Consider the following 15,374-nt stretch of genomic DNA (forward strand, 5'->3'; position numbering starts at 1 on the left):
TCGTTGTTCAGTCCTCGTCGCTGCCGATCGGCATGCCGGGGGGCGCCTCGGGACGGCGCTTGGGCTGGGCCAGAACGCGGACCAGCTCCTCCTTGTCCTGCAGCAGCTTGGCCAGGGTCAGCTTGTGCGCCCGCTCGGACGCCGCCTCGGCGCTGTTCGGACGACTGTCCGGGCCACGGGCCGGCGGCGCGTTGCGGGCGACGTCGGCCTGGGACTTCAGGCGCGCGGCTAGGTCGTCCAGGCGCACGCTGATTTCGGCCTTGGCCGCCGGCGAGACGTCGGGCCGCCGGGTCACGGCCGCCAGCTCCAGAACGGTGCGGGTCTGAATCCGGCGCGCGACCTCGGCCAGCCTGCCAGCCGACGGCGCAAGGAAGGCCTGGGTCAGCAACCGGTCCACCACCTCGCCCACGCCGGGCTGGTTCGGGTCGCGCCGGTGCTGGTCGGTGAGCCGGGCCAGGCGGTCGGGCGCGAGCAAGGCGTCCAGCACCATGCCCGCGCCCACGTCCGCGGCGGTCAGGGCGTCGAACACCGGGCCGCCCGCGCCGTCGAACACCTCAATCTGGTACTGCCGGTCGGTGTCGCCCGACTGGCCGGAGGACATGAGCGGGATCAGCGCCTCCGGCGTGTCCAGCGCATCCGGCGTCATGGCCGCCAGCAGGCCCGACAGGGCGGCCCGCTGCGCGGCGGCCGGCGCCAGGGCGGCGCTCGCGGCCGGGTCACCTTTCACCGCATAGCTGAAATCCACCCCGCCCAGCACCTTGGCCGCAGCCTCGAGCTGGTAGCGGTGCAGCAGATAGACCGGGACATACTTGCGCTTGAGCGCCTGGGCCGCCTCACCGGGGCGCAACGCCTGCGGGCCGAAGCGGTCGATGGCCACCCGGCGCACCGCCATGACCCTGGCCAGCTCGGCGACCGGGTCGGCCCCGTCGTCCCAGATCGCGCCATGCGGCTGGCCTGAGCCCACCGGGCGCGCGTCCGGGTCGGCGGCATAGCGCAGGGTCTCGGCGGCCTTCTTCGCCTTGGCGGCCGGATCGCCGTCGCCATAGAGCCAGTCGACGATGAAGTCGTCCCATTTGCCGACTCCGACCCCGTAGGCGTCGGTGAGGTCGAGGGCGCCGTTGGTCAGCTTCACCCGCGGCGCCGGGTAGTCCATGACCGAGGCGCGGTCCTGGCTGGAGGCGGCGAAGTTGTGCGCGAAGCCCAGGGAGTGCCCGACCTCGTGCGCCGAAAGCTGGCGGATCCGCGCCAGCGACACCTGGACCGGGTCGTTCGGCCCGCCCTTGCCGCTCTGGTCGGCGCCCACCAGGCCTTCGAAGATCAGCATGTCCTGCCGCACGCGCAGCGAGCCCAGCAGGACCGAGCCCTTGACGATCTCCCCGGTGCGCGGATCGGCGACCGCCTGGCCATAGGACCAGCCGCGGGTGGCGCGGTTGACCCAGTTGATGACGTTGTACCGGACGTCCAGCGGATCGGCGCCTTCCGGCAAGATCTCGACACGGTAGGCGTCCTTGTAGCCCGCCTTCTCGAAGGCCGTGGCCCACCACTGGGCGCCTTCCTGGAGAGCGGTGCGGATCGGCTCGGGCGCGGCCCGGTCCACGTAGAAGACGATCGGCTTCCTGACCGTCGAGACCGCGGCGGCCGGGTCGGTCTTCTCCAGGCGGAAGCGCACGGCCAGCCGCTGGACGATGTCCTGGTCGAGCGGGGCGGCGTAGTCGAGCACGATGCGGTCGAAGGCGCCCGAGCGCGGATCGAAGGCGCGCGGCTGGAAGCCCGGCTCGGGCAGCTTCACCAGGCTGTGGCGGACGGTCAGGGTGATGAGTTTCGGGTCCGGAGCGATGTTGCGTGTCTCCGCCCCCGGCGTGTCCGAGGCGTAGGTCTGCAGCGCTTCGAACTCGACGTTCTCGGGGAACACCTTCACCGCCGAAGGCTCGACCATCGAGAGGTCGCTCACGGCCTTGTAGCCGGGCTCTCCGGACTGCTTCAGGGCGTCGGCGATCCCCATCACGTCGCGGGTCAGGAAGGACGACAGGTCCACCACCAACCGGCCGTCGGCCAGGGTCCCCTCGATCTTGCCGGCCCAGACCACCGAGGTGGCGAAGGCCTCGCGCGCGGCGGCCTGTTCGGCGGCGGGCGCGCCGGCGGCGCGGAAACGGGGGTTCTCGAACTCGGCCAGCACCTTGCCGCCCACCCGGCGGAAGGCCAGCACCTGGGTGTCGCCCAGCCGGGCCCGGTCCAGCCCCACGGGCGCCGAGCCCAGGCCGGTCTTCAGCGCCGAGACGTACAGATAGCGCCCGGCGATCCCGTCCTTGTCCGGCGCGGGCAGCGCGACCAGCACCCGGCCCTTGGCGGCGTCCACATAGACCGGGACCAGGCCGTCCTGGCGGCTAAGGCCCGCCACCGCATCGGCGGGCGAGGCCTTGTCCTTCGCCGCCATCGCGGGCCCCGCGGCCAACAACGCCAGCGCCGCGGCGCAGCCCAACCAAGCTCTCTTCACGGCGATCCCCTCGACGACCAGGCGGCGAAGCTAGCGACGCGACGCGCCGCCTGCCAGACCCCTCGCGCCAACAGGCCGCCCCAATTGGGGTGATGCTCCGCGCGAACGGTTTTCGCGAGGCTGTTCACTCCAGAGTGAACGCCGGTGTCCCTTGACGTAAACGGAAAGCTGGACCACCATAGTTATCAACGATAACTCAGGGAGGACGTCAAAATGCCCACCGATCTGCGCCGTCCGGCCCGGACCTATACGATCCGGCAGCTGTGCCTCGAATTCAAATGCACGCCCCGCGCGCTCCGCTTCTATGAGGACAAGGGCCTGCTGAACCCGGCCCGCGACGGGATGAACCGCGTCTACACCTACCGCGACCGCGGCCGCCTGGTGCTGATCCTGCGCGGCAAGCGTGTCGGCCTGTCGCTCAGTGAGATCGGCGAGATCCTCGACCTCTACGAGGCCGACGATTCCGGCGTCCAGCAGGCGGCCAAGAGCCTGCGGAAGTTCCAGGAACGCATCGTCGCCCTGGAGCAGCAGAAGAAGGACATCGACGACGCCATCGGCCAACTCGAGCAGGGCATCGCCGCCATGGAACGGCGCCTGACCGAGACCCGCCCCGACCTGCTCCCCCGCGCCGCCGACTACGACCAGATGCTGCGCCGCCAGCTGGATGGTGTGGAGGCCTGACGCCGGGCCTGATAGCAGTGCGCCAAAGCTCTAACGCTTCGGAGTCCGCATGACCTACCAGGCCCCCGTCCGGGACTACGCCTTCCTGCTGCGCGATGTGCTGCAGCTCGAGCGCTACGCCAACCTGCCGGCCTTCGCCGACGCCTCGATGGACACCATCGACGCCATCCTGGAGGAGGCGGGCAAGTTCACCTCCGAGGTGCTCGCGCCGCTGAACAGCGTGGGCGACAAGCAGGGCTGCGTCTGGAGCCCGGACTTCACAGTCAAGACGCCCGACGGCTTCAAGGACGCCTACGCCAAGCTGGTGGAGGGCGGCTGGCCCGCTCTGGGCTCGGACCCCGCCTACGGCGGCCAGGGCCTGCCGCACGTGGTCAACGTGGCCTTCTCCGAGATGAGCTCCTCGGCGAACATGGCCTTTTCCATGTACCCGGGCCTGACCCACGGCGCCTATTCGGCGATCCACGTCGGCGGCAACCAGGAGCAGAAGGACCTGTACCTGCCCAAGCTGGCCTCGTTCCAATGGGCGGGCACCATGAACCTGACCGAGCCGCACTGCGGCACGGATCTTGGTCTCTTGCGCACCAAGGCCGTTCCGAACGGCGACGGGACCTATAGGATCTCCGGCCAGAAGATCTGGATTTCCGGCGGCGAGCAGGACCTGACCGAGAACATCGTCCACCTGGTGCTGGCCCGGATCGAGGGCGCCCCCCAGGGCACCCGAGGCATCAGCCTGTTCATCGTGCCGAAGTTCATCCCCGACGCCGACGGCAATCCGGGCGAGCGCAACGCGGTCAAGTGCCTGGGCCTTGAAGAAAAGATGGGCATCCACGGCAACGCCACCTGCGTGATCAGCCACGAGGAGGCGACCGGCTGGCTGATCGGCGAGGAGAACCGCGGCCTGAACCTGATGTTCGTGATGATGAACGAAGCGCGGCTGGGGGTGGGCCTGCAAGGGATCGCCCAGGCCGAGGCCGCCTACCAGGCCGCCGCGGCGTTCGCGAAGGACCGGCTGCAGGGCCGCTCGCTCACCGGCCCGAAGAACCCCGACGGCCCCGCCGACCCGATCATCGTCCACCCCGACGTGCGCCGGATGCTGATGGACGCCAGGGCCCTCGTCGAGGGCGGCCGCGCCTTCATGGCCTGGACCGCGCTCCACGGCGACCTCAGCCACGCCAGCCCGGACGAGGCCGTTCAGCAGAAGGGCCGCGACTACATGGCGCTGCTGACGCCGGTGGTGAAGGCGTTCCTCACCGACCGCGGCTTCCAGGTCTGCTCCGACGCCATGCAGGTCCACGGCGGTTCGGGCTTCACCGAGCATTTCCCCGTCAGCCAGTACCTGCGCGACGTCCGCATCGCCCTGATCTACGAGGGCACGAACGGGATCCAGGCGCTGGACCTGGTCGGGCGCAAGCTGGCGGCCGACGGCGGCCGCGGGGTGATGAGCTTCTTCGCCGAGCTGGACGGCTTCATCGAAGGCGAGAGCGACGCTGCCATGAAGCCGTTCGTCGAAGGCCTCGCTAAGGCCAAGGCCGAGCTGCAGGAGGCCACCATGTGGCTGATGCAGAACGGCCTAGCCAACCCCGACAACGCCGGGGCGGCCTCCACGGACTATCTGCACCTCTTCGGCCTGACGGCGCTCGCCTACATGTGGTCGCTGCAGGCCAAGGCGGCGCTGGCCCGCATCGCCGGCGGCGACAAGGACCCCTTCTACGAGACCAAGCTCACCATCGGCCGCTACTACATCGAGCGCATCCTGCCGGAGACCTCCGGCCATCTCGCGAAGCTGAAGACCGGCTCCGAACTGATGATGAAGCTGCCGGCGGAGGCGTTCTGATGGCGACCTATCGCGCGACGATCGACTGGGCGCTGAAGGACGGCGAGGACTTCGCGAACGGCCGCTACAGCCGCGGCCACACGGTGAGCTTCAGCGAGCATGTGGTTCCCGCCACCGCCTCGCATCATGTCGTCGGCAAGTGGGCGGCGCCGGGCGCCGTGGACCCCGAGGAGATGCTGGTCGCCTCGCTCTCCAACTGCCACATGCTGACCTTCCTGCATGTGGCGCGGCTGAAGGGTTTCGTCATCACCCGCTACCGCGACGCGGCCGAGGGGGTGATGGAGAAGAACGCCGAAGGCCGCATGGCCGTCACCCGGGTCACGCTTCGACCCGAGATCACCTACGCCGGCCGCCGTCCCACCGACGCCGAGCGCGACCAAATGCACCACGAAGCCCACGAGGAGTGCTTCATCGCCAATTCGGTGAAGACCGAGGTGGTGGTGGAAGAGGTTGCGGCGGCCTGAGCCGCCCTCCACTCGTCATCCCACGGCCGTGCAGCGGACCGTGAGACCAAAGCGGGCGCGCCACATCCCGGGACTCAGTTTGGGTCCCCCGGATCAGCCTTCGGCCGACCGTGGGATGACGAGGTGAGGAGTTGGCCAAGCCGCGCCTCCAGCGCCGCCGCGTCCTTCAGGTCGCATTCCCAGATCGTTTCGACGCGCCAGCCGAGCGCGACCAGCGCCTCGGCGGACCGGGTGTCGCGCGCCGCGTTCCGCCCGACCTTGGCGACCCAGTATTCGCGGTTGGCCTTGGGCACCCGGCTGCCGCGCGCGCAGTCGTGGCCGTGCCAGAAGCAGCCGTGGACGAAGAGCGCCAGCTTGCGGCCGGGCATGACGATGTCGGGACTGCCAGGCAGATCCTTTCGATGAAGACGATAGCGGGCGCCGAGCCTCGTCAGCGCCCGGCGCACCGTCATCTCCGGCGTCGTATTCCGCCCCTTCACCCGCCGCATGACGGCGGAGCGCTTCTCGGACGAGTAGACGTCCGTCGTTTTCGCCAGAGTTGGGCCGCTCACAGCCCGTCGAACAGCGCCGTGGAGATGTAGCGCTCGGCGAAGCTGGGGATGATGGCGACGATCAGCTTGCCGGCCATGTCGTCGCGACTGGCGATCTCGAAGGCGGCGGTGAGCGCGGCGCCGGACGAGATGCCGACCGGAATGCCCTCCTCCTTGGCCACGCGGCGGGCCATGGCGAAGCTGTCGTCGTTCGACACCTGGACGATGTCGTCGATGATGCCGCGATCGAGGATCGAGGGGACGAAGCCCGCGCCGATGCCCTGAATCTTGTGCGGCCCGGGCGTGCCGCCGGACAGCACCGGCGAGGCCTCGGGCTCGACGGCGACCATGCGGATCGACGGCTTCTTGGCCTTCAGCACCTGGCCGACGCCGGTGATGGTGCCGCCTGTTCCCACGCCAGAGATGACGGCATCAACGCGGCCCTCGGTGTCGTTCCAGATCTCCTGGGCCGTGGACACGCGGTGGATCAACGGGTTGGCGACGTTGTCGAACTGTTGCGGCATCACCGCGCCCGGCGTGGCCTCGACGATCTCGCGGGCGCGGGCCACGGCGCCGGCCATGCCTTTCTCGGCCGCCGTCAGCTCCAGGGTGGCGCCCAGGATCAGCAGCATCTTGCGCCGCTCCATGGACATGCTCTCGGGCATGACCAGGGTGATCTTGTAGCCCTTGGCGGCGGCCACGAAGGCAAGGGCGATGCCGGTGTTGCCCGAGGTGGGCTCGACGATGCGGCCGCCGGGCTTCAGCAGGCCCTTGGCCTCGAGGTATTCGATCATCGCCACGCCGATCCGGTCCTTGACCGAGGCCAGCGGATTGAAGAATTCCAGCTTGGCGACCACCTCGCCCTTGGGCTTCAGGGCCGCGGTCAGGTGCGGCAGGCGCACCAGCGGGGTATCGCCGATCAGGTCCAGGACCGAGTCATAGATCCTGCCCCGGCCGGAGCGCTTGAAACGTTCGGCCGTGTAGACCTTGTCGGGAGTGGCGTCGTCCATCGCGGACCTCTCGGGCTTGAATTCGCCGCGAACCCTAATCCTTCCGAGACGGATTGGAAGCTGGCGCGCGATGGCGCCGCTTATAGATTTACTCTGCGGCCATGACCGCGGCGGGCCTCAGCAGGGGCTCCAGCAGTTCGGCGGCCAGCCAGCGCACCACGGGAACGGCCACGCCGTCGCCGGCGACATGCAAGGCGCCGGTGGTGGTGCGGGGCAGGCTATAGCTGTCGGGCAGCCCCATCAGGCGCGCGGCCTCCCGCGGGCTGAGCAGGCGCGAGCGGACGGCGCCATCCTCCACGACCACGATCGCCTGGCGCGACGAGCCGCCGCGCGGCGTGCGCAGGCAGCCCGCCAGCCCGTCGAAGCGGACCTCGGCGCGCTGGGTCGGCCGGCCGGCCTCCATCCGGGTGCGGCGGAACACGGCCCCCACCGCGCGGCCGGTGACGGCGGCCAGGCGGGCGCGATGCAACGGGCCCATCAGGCCGGTGAGCCGCTCCGTCGCGTCCGGCGAGTGCCAGGCCACGGCGTCGTCCGGCTCCAGCACGGCGGCCAGGTCGGTGTTGCGGGCCGGAGGCGCCGCCAGCCGCCACCAGACCCAGTTCGCCGCGACCTCGGCCGACAGGGCGGCGTGGGCGGCCTTCACGGCGCGGGTCTGGAAGGGGCTCTCGCCGGTCAGGTGGACAGGCGCCTCGCGCGCGGCGACCACGAACACCCGGGGCCGCGACTGGGGCAGCACGGTCGCCGCGTCGATCTCCAGCGCCCCGAAACGGTAGCCCCGCGCGCCCAGGGCCGCGCCCAGGGCCGCGAAGTCCGCCCCGCCGTGCGAGGTCAGCAGGCCGACGACATTCTCGATGACGAGGATCCGAGGCGCGCGGCCCGCGTCGTCCAGCGCCTCCATCAACCGCCAGAAGCCGAAGAAGGCGGACGAACGCCCGCCTTGCAGGCCGGCCCGACCGCCGGCCAGGCTGAAGTCCTGGCAGGGACTGGAGGCCCAGGCGAGGTCGGCGCAGCCCGGCAGGTCGCCGCCCGACAGCTTCCAGACGTCGCCCTCGTGGAAATGGTCCGCCGCGTCGGCGAAGTTGGCGCGGTACGTCGCGGCCTTCACCGGGTCGAAGTCGTTGGCGAAGGCGCAGGACCAGCCGGCGCCCAGCCCGATCCGAGCCATTCCGCCGCCGGCGAAGAACTCATAGAAGGTGAAAGGCCGCGCCACGGCATGGACGCTAGCGTGATTTGCGCCAAGATCGCGCGATGAAGAGAATCCTGCTCCTCACCCCCCTGCTGGCCGCCCTGGCCGCCTGCCAGCCCCAGGCCCCGAACGGCGAGCCCGCGCCGCCGCCGGCCGACGCGCCCGCGGCCGCACTTCCGGTCCAGCCGGCCAACATCGACATCTCCAAGCCGATCACCGCCCACGGGACCGAACCGTTCTGGGCCCTGAACATCGACGGCAAGGCCTTCAAGCTCACCCGGCCGGACCACCCGGACCTCGTCGCCGAGGCTCCTGGCGCCGCGATCGCGGAGGGCCGCGCCATCTGGGTCGCCAAGACCCCCGACGGCCAGCAGATGACCGTCACGCTCTATGCCAGCGAGTGCTCCGACGGGATGAGCGACCTGAAGTACCCGCTGACGGTGGAGGTCGTGCTGGTGAACGAGAGCCTGCGGGGCTGCGCGGCGAAGACCGCCGAACTGCCGCGAGAGCCTTAGGTGCTGGTCGAATTGCTGTTCGCCACCGGCATGGTGGCGCTGACGGTCGTCATCCACGGCGTCGGGCTGGCGTTGCTGGGACGGGTCACCCAGGCGGAAGAGAACGCCAAGCAGTTGGACTGGCTGTCGGCGCGCGGCGTCGGCTTCACCGTCGGCCTGGTGCTTGGGCTGTTCCTGCTCCACGGCCTGGAGATCTGGCTCTACGCGGTGCTCTACCACCTGCTGGGCGCAGTCGGGGACGTGCGCTCCGCCGTCTACTTCTCCACCACCACCTACGCCGCCATCGGCTACGGCGACGAGGTGATGGCCCCGCGGTGGCGGCTGCTGGGCGGGATCGAGGGGATCAACGGCGTCATCCTGCTGGGCTGGTCGACGGCCTTCTTCGTCACGATCATGAGCGGACTGCGGCTGCGGCGGGGAAAGGGGTCGAAGACCTGATCGCCGAGACCGGCTCATTGGCACGGCGGCCCTGCTGCTTCCGCGCTTGACCGACCCGGCGTCACGGGCGGCAAATGCCAAGAAAACACGGTACGGGAGACGCCCCATGGAAAAGGCCTTCGACTTGGTCGTCCGCGGTGGGACGGTCGTGGACGGCACGGGCGCTCCGGCTTTCGAGGCGGACGTCGCCGTCAAGGACGGGCGCATCGCCGCCATCGGCCGCGTCGCCGGTTCGGGCGCGGAGGAGATCGACGCGCGCGGCCAGCTGGTGACCCCCGGCTTCGTCGACATCCACACCCACTATGACGGCCAGGCGACCTGGGACGGACGGATGCAGCCGTCGTCCTGGCACGGCGTGACTACGGTGGTCATGGGCAACTGCGGCGTCGGCTTCGCGCCCTGCAGGCCGGAGGACCACGATCGCCTGATCCGGCTGATGGAAGGCGTGGAGGACATCCCCTTCCCGGTCCTCACCCAGGGCCTGCCCTGGAACTGGGAGAGCTATCCCGACTACCTCGACAGCCTGGCCGGCCGCCGGTTCGACGTGGACATCGGCAGCCAGCTTCCGCACGCCGCGCTCCGCGTCTTCGTGATGGGCGAGCGCGGCGCCGACCGCGAGCCGGCGACCGAGGCCGACATCCACGCCATGGCGGCCCTGGCCAAGCGGGCGATGGAGGCCGGCTCCATCGGCTTCGCCACGTCGCGGACGCTCAACCACCGCACCTCGGACGGCCAGCCGACGCCCACGCTCACCGCCGGCGAGGACGAGCTGACGGGCATCGCCATGGGCATGGCCGCCGCCGGCCGCGGGGTGCTGCAGGTGGTGTCCGACTTCCAGGACCCCGAGGAGGAGTGGGCCATGCTGCGGCGGATCGTGGAACGGTCCGGCCGGCCGCTGTCGTTCAGCTTGGTGCAGAGCCCGCGGGCCCCGCGCAGCTACCGGACGCTTCTGGACCGGCTCGCCCAGGCGAACGCAGACGGCCTGCAGATGCGGGCCCAGGTGGCCAGCCGGCCGGTGGGCATCCTGTTCGGGCTGGAGCTGACCCTGAACCCCTTCAGCCAGAACGCGGCCTTCGGCGAGATCAAGGACCGCCCGCTGGCCGAACGCGTCGCCGCCCTGCGCGACCCGTCGTTCCGCGCGCGCCTGCTGGGCGAGGAAATCGAAGCCCAGCGCGGCTTCGCCGGCAGCCAGCCGCGCAACTGGGCCGGCATGTTCCTGATGGACGCGGAGCCCGACTACGAGCCCACCGCCGACCGGACCGTGGCCGCCATCGCCGAACGCCACGGCCGCGATCCCGCCGAGGTGGCGCTGGACCACATGCTGACCCAGGACGGCCGCGGCATGCTGTACCTGCCGTTCCTGAACTACGCGGACGGCAACCTGGACCCGGCCTACGAGATGCTGAGCCACCCGGACTGCGTCCCCGGCCTGTCGGATGGCGGGGCCCACGTGGGCATGATCTGCGACGGCAGCTTCCCGACCACCAACCTGGTCCACTGGACCCGCGACCGCACGCGCGGGCCGAGGCTCAGCCTGGAGCACATGATCAAGGCCCAGTGCCGCGACACCGCCGAGACGGTCGGACTCCACGACCGGGGGCTGGTCCAGCCGGGCTATCGCGCCGACCTCAACGTCATCGACTACGGCCGCCTGAAGCTGAAGGCGCCGCAGGTGGTCCACGACCTGCCGGCCGGCGGGCGACGGCTGATCCAGCGCGCCGAGGGCTATACGGCCACCATCCTGGCGGGCCAGGTCACCTATCGCGACGGCGAACCCACCGACGCCCTGCCCGGCCGCCTGCTGCGCGGGGGCCAGGCGGCCCCGGCGAAGATGGCCGCGGAATGACCCAGGGTCGGACACGTCGACGCAGGGGGGCCGCGCTTAGGGAACCCTAAGCCGGGGCCGTCCTATGCGGTCGGCTGGTCTGAGGGAACATCATGTCCGCCATCTCCAGCTCCCGCACCCTGCATCGCCTGATCTATTCCAGCCGCCAGAACATCCATGCGGCGGACCTGGACCACGAGGTGGGCAGCATCGTCCGCGTATCCATCCGCAACAATCGGGCCGCTTCGATCACCGGCCTGTTGCTGGTCCACGCCGGCTGGTTCCTGCAGGCGCTGGAGGGACCCGCCGAGCAGGTCATGACGACCTATCGGCGGATCCTCGGGGATCCTCGGAACGCGGAAGCCAGGATCCTCGGGGCCGGCCCCGCCCAGGACCGCGAGTTCGCCGACTGGAACATGTGCGCGCGCCGCATGAGCGATGCCGACGACGCCATCCTGGACACGCTGGAACGGCGTGAACTGTTCGCCCCCCACACCCTGTCCGCGGCTTCGGCGATGCGACTGCTGAAGTCGGTCCGCGGCGTCCAGGAGCGCACCCAGCTCAGCGCCTCGCGTTAACGGGGAAAACCGGAACGCCGCATGGCGCCCGGCGGCGGCGCGCGGCATATAGGGCCGATGAGTCCTGCTGTCGCCGAAGCCGAGATCGCGCCCCTCGACGCCGCGCGCGATATCCTGCGGCGCACCTTCGGCCACAGCGACTTCCGCGGCCTGCAGGCCGAGGTGATCGGCGAGGCCCTGGCCGGGCGCAGCGCGCTGGCCGTCCTGCCCACCGGCGGCGGCAAGAGCCTTTGCTACCAGATCCCCAGCCTGATGCGGCCGGGCCTGGGGCTGGTGGTCTCGCCCCTGATCGCCCTGATGACCGACCAGGTGGCGGCGCTGGTGCAGTCGGGCGTGGCCGCGGCACGGCTGGACTCCAACATCGAACCCGAGGCCAAGGCCGAGACCTGGCGGCGGATCGACGCCGGCGAGCTGGATATCCTCTACATCTCGCCCGAAGGGCTGATGCAGCCGTGGATGCTGGACCGGCTGTCGCGCACGCCCCTGGCCCTGATCGCCATCGACGAGGCCCACTGTGTGAGCCAGTGGGGCCACGACTTCCGGCCCGAGTACCGGATGCTGGGCCGGCTGGCCGAGCTGTTCCCGAAAGTCCCGCGCCTGGCCGTGACGGCCACCGCCGACGCCAAGACCCGCGAGGACATCCGCGCCGAGCTGCGGCTACAGGACGCCGCCGAATATGTGGCCAGCTTCGCCCGCCCGGAGTTGATCCTGTCGGCGGAGCGCAAGCGCGGCGGGGTGGAGAAGCGGGTCGTGGACCTGGTCGCCGCGCGGCCGAACCGTTCCGGCGTGATCTACGCCGGATCGCGCGACAAGACCGAGAAACTGGCCGAGGCCCTGCGCGGCGCAGGCGTGCCGGCGGTGGCCTATCACGCGGGCCTCGACAAGCGGTTGCGCGAGACCCGGCTGGAGGAGTTCCTCGAGGCGGACCACGCGGTGATGGTGGCGACCATCGCCTTCGGCATGGGCGTGGACAAGCCGGACGTCCGCTTCGTGATCCACGCCGATCCGCCGGGCTCGATCGAGGCCTACTGGCAGGAGATCGGCCGGGCCGGGCGCGACGGCGAACCGGCCGAGGGGATCACCCTCTACGGGGCCGCCGACATGGCCTGGGCGCTGAAGCGCATCGCCGAGCGGGAGATGGACGAGGCGGTCAAGCAGGTCCAGGTGCGCAAGGTGCGCCAGCTCTACACCCTGCTGGACGGCGCCGGCTGCCGCGCGGCCACGGTGCGGCGCTACTTCGGCGAAGAGGGGGTCGAGCCTTGCGGCCAGTGCGACCTTTGCTCGGGCGCGGTGGAGACCCAAGACGCCACTGTGCAAGCCCAGAAGGCGCTGTCGGCGGCGCACCGTCTGAACGGTCGGTTCGGGCGCGGCCGGCTGGTCGACCATCTGCTGGGCAAGACCAAGGACGTCAGCGACTGGGAGGCCGGCCTCTCCACCTGGGGCGTCGGCCAGGAGCTCACGGCCAACCAGTGGCGCGACCTGACCGAGCAGCTCCTGTTCGAGGGCTTGCTGCGCGAGGATCCCAATGACGGCCGCCCGCTGGTGGGCCTGGGGGACGCCGAGGCCGTGCGCGCGGTGTTTCGCGGCGAACGGACCGTGTCGATGCGCTCCGCGACCGCTGAACCCGAAACCGGTGGGCGCGGGACCCGCGCGCGCAAGCGCGGCGCCCGCGACGCCACGGTCGTGCCGCCGTCCGACCAGTCGCTGTTCGAGGCGCTCAGGGCCTGGCGCGCCGCCGAGGCCAAGGCCCAGCACGTGCCGCCCTACGTCATCTTCCACGACCGCACCCTGGTGGAAATCGCCGCCGCCAAGCCCGGCTCCCGCGCCGCGCTGGCCCGCCTCAACGGCGTCGGCGAAGCCAAGCTCGCCCACTACGGTGAGGCGGTGCTGGAGCTGGTGGGCGGATTCGCCTGATTCCTTCTCCCGTTGCGGGAGAAGGGGAGATAGACCCTCGTCTTTCGCCAGGACCGCCATAGACGCGTCGGCCAAGGTTGTTCGAGCCAGATCACGAAGTCCGCCGCCGGGGAGTGGCAGTGGAGATGGGCCACTGTGGTCTATCTCCACGGTTTCCCGGCTAAGCCGCGTCGACCAGCACCACTTCACTGTCCTCCAGAGCCGTGATGGCGAAGGCGCCGACGTCGGCGATGGCGACGCCGTCCCGGGCCAGGGCCGTGACGCCTTCGACCTGGACCGAGCCGGTCGCCGGAACCAGATAGGCGCGGCGCTCTGCGCCGAGGGCGTATTCGACCGTTTCGCCGGCCTTCAGGGTGGCGCCCAGGACGCGCGCGTTCGTCCGGATCGGCAGGGCGCCGGCATCGCCCGGCAGGCCCGACGCCAGGCTGACGAAGCGGCCGCTGCGATCGCCCTTCGGGAAGGGCTTGGCGCCCCAGCTGGGCTGGCCGCCGGTCTCCGTCGGGAGGATCCAGATCTGGAAGATCTTCGTGGTGACGTTCTCGCGGTTGTACTCGGAATGTCGGACGCCGGAGCCGGCCGACATGACCTGCACGTCGCCGGCTTCGGTGCGACCCTTGTTGCCCAGGTTGTCCTCATGGGTGATGGCGCCCTCGCGGACGTAGGTGATGATTTCCATGTCCCGGTGGGGGTGCGGCGGGAAGCCGGTGTTCGGCTCGATCGTGTCGTCGTTCCAGACCCGCAGGGCGCCCCAGTTCATGCGCCCGGCGTCGCGGTAGTTGGCGAAGGAGAAGTGGTGCTTGGCGTCGAGCCAGCCGTGGTTTTCGCCGCCCAGGCTGTCGAAGGGACGGAGTTCGATCATGGGAAGTCTCCTGCGAGCCGGCGGGGCCGGGGTCATCTGATGACCCAAACCTACTGCTTGGGGACGTTCGACTTTAGCTGCATAAGATCGGACAAGATGATCTAGGGAGTTGAACGGTGGCCAATCCCGGGACCCCAACCTTCGAACAGCTGCGGACCTTCCTGGCGGTGGTCGACGCCGGCAGCTTCGGCGGCGCGGCGCGGCGCCTGAACCGCGCCGTGTCGGTGATCAGCTACGGGATCACCAACCTTGAGGCGCAACTCGGCGTGGTGCTGTTCGACCGCGAGGGCTCGCGCAAGCCGCAGCTCACCGTGGCCGGACGCGCCCTTCTGGCCGAAGCTCGCACCATCGCCCTTGGGATCGACAGCCTGCGGGCCAAGGTGAAGGGGCTGCTGGACGGGCTGGAAGCCGAGGTCGATCTGGCGGTGGACGTGATGCTGCCGGCGGAGCGACTAGGGAAGATCCTGCGGGCCTTCGCGCTGGAGTATCCCACCGTGTCGCTGCGGCTGCACGTGGAAGCCCTGGGCGCGATCACCGCCCTGGTGCTCGATCGCAAGGCGGTCGTGGGGATCTCCGGCCCCTTGGCGGCGGGCGTGGAGGGGGTCGAATGCGTCAATGCGGGCTCCGTGCCCATGGCGCCGGTCGCGGCGCCCGATCATCCGCTGGGCCGCATGCCGCGGATCCCGCCCGGGGCCGGCCGCGACTACGTGCAGCTCGTGCTGAGCGACCGCTCGCGGTTCACCGAAGGTCAGGACTTCTCGGTCATGAGCCCGCGGACGTGGCGGCTGGCGGACCTCGGCGCCAAGCACGCCCTGCTGCGCGAAGGCATCGGCTGGGGAAACATGCCGTTGCCGATGATCGAACCGGACCTGGTGGCGGGGACGCTAGTCCGGCTGGCCATGCCCGACCACGCCGGCGGCACCTATCGGTTCGCGGGCGTCTGGCGGCGGGATACGCCGCCCGGGCCGGCCGCCTCCTGGCTCCTGGATCAGTTCGTTCGCCGGGGCGCGAACGACGTGGAGGAGGCGGGCCTGACCGACATCTGA

Annotated in this window: 14 protein-coding genes; 9 read left to right on the forward strand and 5 right to left on the reverse strand. The window is 70.4% G+C overall.

Features of this window, described 5'->3' with window-relative positions:
- Nucleotides 1–7 precede the first annotated feature (7 nt).
- Nucleotides 8–2,494 carry a zinc-dependent metalloprotease gene (locus EPO51_RS14290; protein WP_293351627.1) on the reverse strand — a complete coding sequence of 829 codons (2,487 nt, stop codon included), beginning with the start codon at nt 2,492–2,494 and terminating at the stop codon, nt 8–10.
- A gap of 213 nt (nt 2,495–2,707) precedes the next feature.
- On the opposite strand from EPO51_RS14290, the gene EPO51_RS14295 reads away from it, so the two are divergent.
- From EPO51_RS14295 to EPO51_RS14305, 3 genes are read left to right on the forward strand one after another with little or no spacing between them, the layout of a single operon-like run.
- Nucleotides 2,708–3,175, forward strand: a complete 468-nt coding sequence (locus EPO51_RS14295; protein ID WP_293351629.1) for a MerR family transcriptional regulator — start codon at nt 2,708–2,710, stop codon at nt 3,173–3,175.
- A gap of 49 nt (nt 3,176–3,224) precedes the next feature.
- Nucleotides 3,225–5,009, forward strand: a complete 1,785-nt coding sequence (locus tag EPO51_RS14300; RefSeq protein WP_293351631.1) for an acyl-CoA dehydrogenase C-terminal domain-containing protein — start codon at nt 3,225–3,227, stop codon at nt 5,007–5,009.
- Complete coding sequence (locus EPO51_RS14305) at nt 5,009–5,473, forward strand: OsmC family protein (RefSeq protein ID WP_293351633.1); 465 nt, start codon at nt 5,009–5,011, stop codon at nt 5,471–5,473. Before EPO51_RS14300 ends, EPO51_RS14305 begins: the two co-directional genes overlap by 1 nt.
- A gap of 74 nt (nt 5,474–5,547) precedes the next feature.
- On the opposite strand, the gene EPO51_RS14310 is transcribed toward EPO51_RS14305, so the two are convergent.
- The 3 genes from EPO51_RS14310 to EPO51_RS14320 form a co-directional block, all read right to left on the reverse strand.
- On the reverse strand, nt 5,548–6,009 hold the full coding sequence (locus tag EPO51_RS14310) for a very short patch repair endonuclease (RefSeq protein ID WP_293351849.1): 462 nt from the start codon (nt 6,007–6,009) through the stop codon (nt 5,548–5,550).
- Nucleotides 6,010–6,020: 11 nt separating this feature from the next.
- On the reverse strand, nt 6,021–7,013 hold the full coding sequence (cysK, locus tag EPO51_RS14315) for a cysteine synthase A (protein WP_293351635.1): 993 nt from the start codon (nt 7,011–7,013) through the stop codon (nt 6,021–6,023).
- Nucleotides 7,014–7,101: 88 nt separating this feature from the next.
- On the reverse strand, nt 7,102–8,223 hold the full coding sequence (locus EPO51_RS14320; RefSeq protein WP_293351637.1) for a DNA cytosine methyltransferase: 1,122 nt from the start codon (nt 8,221–8,223) through the stop codon (nt 7,102–7,104).
- Between the two features lie 38 nt (nt 8,224–8,261).
- On the opposite strand from EPO51_RS14320, the gene EPO51_RS14325 reads away from it, so the two are divergent.
- From EPO51_RS14325 to recQ, 5 genes are all read left to right on the forward strand, one after another.
- Nucleotides 8,262–8,714: a COG3650 family protein gene (locus EPO51_RS14325; protein ID WP_293351639.1), complete on the forward strand. Its 453-nt coding sequence runs from the start codon at nt 8,262–8,264 to the stop codon at nt 8,712–8,714.
- Nucleotides 8,715–9,152 (forward strand): ion channel, encoded by a 438-nt coding sequence (locus tag EPO51_RS14330; RefSeq protein ID WP_293351641.1) that lies wholly within the window; start codon nt 8,715–8,717, stop codon nt 9,150–9,152. It begins immediately after the preceding gene.
- Between the two features lie 106 nt (nt 9,153–9,258).
- Nucleotides 9,259–10,998, forward strand: a complete 1,740-nt coding sequence (locus EPO51_RS14335) for an N-acyl-D-amino-acid deacylase family protein (protein ID WP_293351643.1) — start codon at nt 9,259–9,261, stop codon at nt 10,996–10,998.
- Between the two features lie 92 nt (nt 10,999–11,090).
- Nucleotides 11,091–11,555: a BLUF domain-containing protein gene (locus EPO51_RS14340; RefSeq protein WP_293351645.1), complete on the forward strand. Its 465-nt coding sequence runs from the start codon at nt 11,091–11,093 to the stop codon at nt 11,553–11,555.
- Nucleotides 11,556–11,612: 57 nt separating this feature from the next.
- Nucleotides 11,613–13,469 (forward strand): DNA helicase RecQ, encoded by a 1,857-nt coding sequence (recQ, locus tag EPO51_RS14345; RefSeq protein WP_293351647.1) that lies wholly within the window; start codon nt 11,613–11,615, stop codon nt 13,467–13,469.
- Between the two features lie 160 nt (nt 13,470–13,629).
- Here the strand turns inward: recQ and EPO51_RS14350 are convergent, their stop codons facing one another.
- Nucleotides 13,630–14,328, reverse strand: coding sequence for a pirin family protein (locus EPO51_RS14350; protein ID WP_293351649.1), 699 nt, complete (start codon nt 14,326–14,328; stop codon nt 13,630–13,632).
- Nucleotides 14,329–14,444: 116 nt separating this feature from the next.
- Between EPO51_RS14350 and EPO51_RS14355 the strand changes: the two genes are divergently transcribed.
- Nucleotides 14,445–15,374, forward strand: a complete 930-nt coding sequence (locus tag EPO51_RS14355; RefSeq protein WP_293351651.1) for a LysR family transcriptional regulator — start codon at nt 14,445–14,447, stop codon at nt 15,372–15,374.

The organism is Phenylobacterium sp., from assembly GCF_004297125.1.
GTDB lineage: Bacteria > Pseudomonadota > Alphaproteobacteria > Caulobacterales > Caulobacteraceae > Phenylobacterium.

Bases quoted from the DNA above. Each gene is read 5' to 3' on its own strand.
- EPO51_RS14295 (WP_293351629.1), top strand. From the start codon at position 2,708: ATGCCCACCGATCTGCGCCGTCCGGCCCGGACCTATACGATCCGGCAG.
- EPO51_RS14300 (WP_293351631.1), top strand. From the start codon at position 3,225: ATGACCTACCAGGCCCCCGTCCGGGACTACGCCTTCCTGCTGCGCGAT.
- EPO51_RS14305 (WP_293351633.1), top strand. From the start codon at position 5,009: ATGGCGACCTATCGCGCGACGATCGACTGGGCGCTGAAGGACGGCGAG.
- cysK (WP_293351635.1), bottom strand. From the start codon at position 7,013: ATGGACGACGCCACTCCCGACAAGGTCTACACGGCCGAACGTTTCAAG.
- EPO51_RS14325 (WP_293351639.1), top strand. From the start codon at position 8,262: ATGAAGAGAATCCTGCTCCTCACCCCCCTGCTGGCCGCCCTGGCCGCC.
- EPO51_RS14335 (WP_293351643.1), top strand. From the start codon at position 9,259: ATGGAAAAGGCCTTCGACTTGGTCGTCCGCGGTGGGACGGTCGTGGAC.
- EPO51_RS14340 (WP_293351645.1), top strand. From the start codon at position 11,091: ATGTCCGCCATCTCCAGCTCCCGCACCCTGCATCGCCTGATCTATTCC.
- recQ (WP_293351647.1), top strand. From the start codon at position 11,613: ATGAGTCCTGCTGTCGCCGAAGCCGAGATCGCGCCCCTCGACGCCGCG.
- EPO51_RS14350 (WP_293351649.1), bottom strand. From the start codon at position 14,328: ATGATCGAACTCCGTCCCTTCGACAGCCTGGGCGGCGAAAACCACGGC.